Here is a 3,718-nt window from a genome sequence, read left to right on the forward strand (position 1 = left end):
CCTTCGCCCACGTACACCGGCGTGATGACGGTGATGTCGGGCAGGTGCGTGCCACCGTGGTAGGGGTCGTTCAGCACGTAGACATCGCCCGGGCGCATGCGCCCGGCGTTGCCGTCGATCACCGCCTTGATGCTCTCGCCCATCGAACCCAGGTGCACCGGCATATGCGGCGCATTCGCAATCAGGTTGCCGGCGGCGTCGAACAGGGCGCAGCTGAAATCCAGCCGCTCCTTGATGTTGACCGAGTAGGCGGTGTTCTGCAGTTGCAGCCCCATCTGCTCGGCGATATTCATGAAGAGGTTGTTGAACACCTCCAGCAGCACCGGGTCCACCGTGGTGCCGGCGGCGGTCAGCGCCGGCCGCGCCATCGTGCGTTCGAGCATCAGGTGGTCCAGCGCCGTCAGGCTGGCCTGCCAGCCGGGCTCGACCACGGTGGTGGCGTTCTTCTCGGCGATGATGGCCGGGCCGGCCAGTACATCGCCCGGCCGCATGTCCTCGCGCACCACCAGCGCGGCGTCCTGCCACGCCGGCGCGCCGTCGGTGCCCGCGGTGAACATCGGCACGGTGCCGCGCCGTGGCACCTCGCGCACCGGATGCAGCGGGTGTGCGCGCTCGGCCGGCGCATCGCCCGGCACCACGGCCTCGACCGACACCGCCTCCACCACCAGGCCCTTGCCCTGCATCAGGAAGGCGAAGCGCTGGCGGTAAGCCGACTCGAAACCCCGCACGATCTGGTCCAGATCGCCGTGTGGCACTACCAGGGCCGCATCGCTGCCTTCGTAGCGCACGTGCACGCGCCGGTGCACCGCGACCGGTGCATCCCCCGCCGCCTGGCGCCGCAACTCGGTCTGCGCGGCCTCGGCCAGTTGCCCCAGGGCCGCGTCGATCGCGGGCAACGCCGCCGCGTCTAGGCGGGTTTCCACCGCCTGCTCGCGGATCACGTTCTGGTCGGCCAGGCCCATGCCATAGGCCGACAGCACGCCCGCCAGCGGGTGCACGAACACGCGCGTCATGCCCAGCGCATCGGCCACCAGGCAGGCATGCTGGCCGCCCGCGCCGCCGAAGCACTGCAGCGTGTAGCGCGTCACGTCATAGCCGCGCGCCACCGAGATCTTCTTGATGGCGTTCGCCATCTGCTGCACCGCGATCTGGATAAAGCCGTGCGCCACCTCCTCGGCCTGGCGGCCGCTCTCGCGCGCCAGCGTGCCGAAACGCTCGCGCACCACCTCCGCGTCGAGCGGCTGGTCGGCGCCGTGGCCGAACACGTGCGGGAACCAGGCCGGCTGGATCTTGCCCAGCATCACGTTGGCATCGGTGACCGCCAGCGGCCCACCGCGCCGATAGCTGGCCGGGCCGGGGTTGGCCCCCGCGCTTTCCGGCCCCACGCGAAAGCGCGCGCCGTCGAAGGTCAGGAGCGAACCGCCGCCGGCCGCCACGGTATGGATGCTCATCATCGGCGCGCGCATGCGCACGCCCGCCACCTGCGTCTCGAACTCGCGCTCAAATTCTCCCGCGTAGTGGCTGACATCGGTCGAGGTACCGCCCATGTCGAAGCCGATCACGCGCGCCTGGTCCGCCAGCCCCGCGGTGCGCGCCATGCCGACGATGCCGCCAGCCGGGCCGGACAAGATGGCGTCCTTGCCCTGGAACGCCTGCGCATCGGTCAGGCCGCCGGAGGACTGCATGAACAGCAGCCGCACGCCTGGCATCTCGCCGGCCACCTGGTCCACGTAGCGGCGCAGGATCGGCGACAGGTAAGCATCGACCACGGTGGTATCGCCACGGCTGACGAACTTCATCATCGGGCTGGTCTCGTGCGAGGTGCTGACCTGGGTGAAGCCGACCTCGCGTGCCAGGCGCGCCGCGGCCTGCTCGTGGGCGGCATAGCGGTAGCCGTGCATGAAGACGATGGCCGCGCTGCGCAGCCCTGCATCGTAGGCGGCCCACAGCCGCTCGCGCAGGTGGTCCTGGTCCAGCGGCTCGACGACATCGCCGTGCGCGCCGATGCGCTCCTGGGCCTCGATCACCCGGCTGTAGAGCAGTTCCGGCAGCACGATATGGCGATCGAACAGCCGCGGCCGGTTCTGGTAGGCGATGCGCAGCCCGTCGCGGAAGCCGCGCGTGGTGATCAGCAGCGTCGGTTCGCCCTTGCGTTCCAGCAAGGCATTGGTGGCCACCGTGGTGCCCATCTTCACGCATTCGACCAGGTCCGCCGTCACCGGCTTGCCCGACGCCAGGCCCAGCAGGTGGCGGATGCCGGCCACCGCCGCGTCGCGGTACTGCTCCGGGTTTTCCGACAGCAGCTTGTGCGTGACGAGGGTACCGTCGGGACGGCGCCCCACCACATCGGTGAAGGTACCTCCACGGTCGATCCAGAACTGCCAGCGGGGAAGGATTGCGTTTGCCATGATGTGTGCCAGTACGAGTGGAAATGCCCGTGCAGTATATCCACGATTTGTCGATAAATTGGCAACGTTTTGCACCATTTGAACCGGGGGATTTCCCTAGGTACCGGATGCGGGCCGGGCAGGCGGCGATTTCCGACGCGCCCTGCAGATCGGAGGGAATGCGCAGCCAAGCCAGCCTGCCCGTCTGGCTGGCCGGCACCGGCCGCGGTACGCAGCCGGTGGCCGCCATCGCCATCCGGCTCTCGGACGGCGGCAAGGTCAAGGTGCCCGCGCTGGTCGTGCATCACAATGCAGGACGGCTGCAAGCGCGGCCCGTTCAGCGAAGTACAGGGACTGATGGACCAGCTCGCCAAGACGCCGGAGGCCGACCCGCAACAACTTGGGCGGCCCTTGCGAAGCCTAGGCGTATCGCGGCTTTATGCGGTTTCATGCGGCAGGTGGTGCAGGCGGCGGCGAGATGGATCGGGGAGCGCGCCGCGCGAGCTTGCCGGTGCATCAGGTTTGATCCGATGCGCGAACACCTTTGCACGATTTTTTCGCTATGCGTCCAATGCGCGCACAACAGCAAGAATTCGAACACGGTGCATGACATTTTCGTGACAGCGCCGCGCGAATTCGAAAAAACGCCTTGCCGGCCGCGCGGGACCAGGTGCTAGGATAAGCAAGTGACCTCCTCGGCGGAGCATGCACCGGCGCATTCCCCGTTCTCCGTTACTCGTTACCCACTCCCGATCCGCCGGCATGGAGGTTGCGATATGACTGGATCCCTGTTCTTTCGGAACACGTGGCGTCAAGCCACCCTCGCATGCGCGCTCGCGGGCTTTGCACTCGCTGCGCACGCTGGCGACATCACCGGCGCAGGTTCCACCTTCGTCTACCCCTTGCTGGTCAAATGGGCGGCCACGTATCACACCAAGACAGGCCAGGAGGTGAACTACCAGCCCACGGGTTCGGGCAACGGCATCCGGCAGATCAAGGCAGCCAATGTCACCTTCGGTGCCTCGGACATGCCCCTCAAGCCGGATGAATTGCGCGCTGCCGGGCTGGCGCAGTTTCCGCTGGTGATCGGCGGCGTGGTGCCGATTGTGAACCTGGATGGCGTCGCGGCGGGCCAGATTCGCTTTACCGGCCAGTTGCTGGCGGATATCTACCTCGGCAAGATCGCCAACTGGAACGACCCCGCCATCAGCGCAATCAACCCCGGCATTCACTTCCCCGACCAAAAGATCCTGGTCGTGCATCGCAGTGACAGTTCGGGAACGACGTTCAACTGGGCCGACTATCTGTCCAAGGTCAGCGGCGAATGGAAG

Annotated in this window: 2 protein-coding genes; one reads left to right on the forward strand and one right to left on the reverse strand. The window is 67.3% G+C overall.

Features of this window, described 5'->3' with window-relative positions:
* A partial coding sequence (locus AC1DKD_RS39970) for a hydantoinase/oxoprolinase family protein (protein WP_477144624.1) occupies window positions 1-2,408 on the reverse strand: 2,408 nt, incomplete at its 3' end.
* A gap of 755 nt (window positions 2,409-3,163) precedes the next feature.
* Between AC1DKD_RS39970 and pstS the strand changes: the two genes are divergently transcribed.
* Window positions 3,164-3,718 (forward strand): phosphate ABC transporter substrate-binding protein PstS (pstS, locus tag AC1DKD_RS39975; protein WP_477144625.1); only part of this gene is annotated, 555 nt, incomplete at its 3' end.

The organism is Cupriavidus sp. 05T313 (assembly GCF_056396665.1).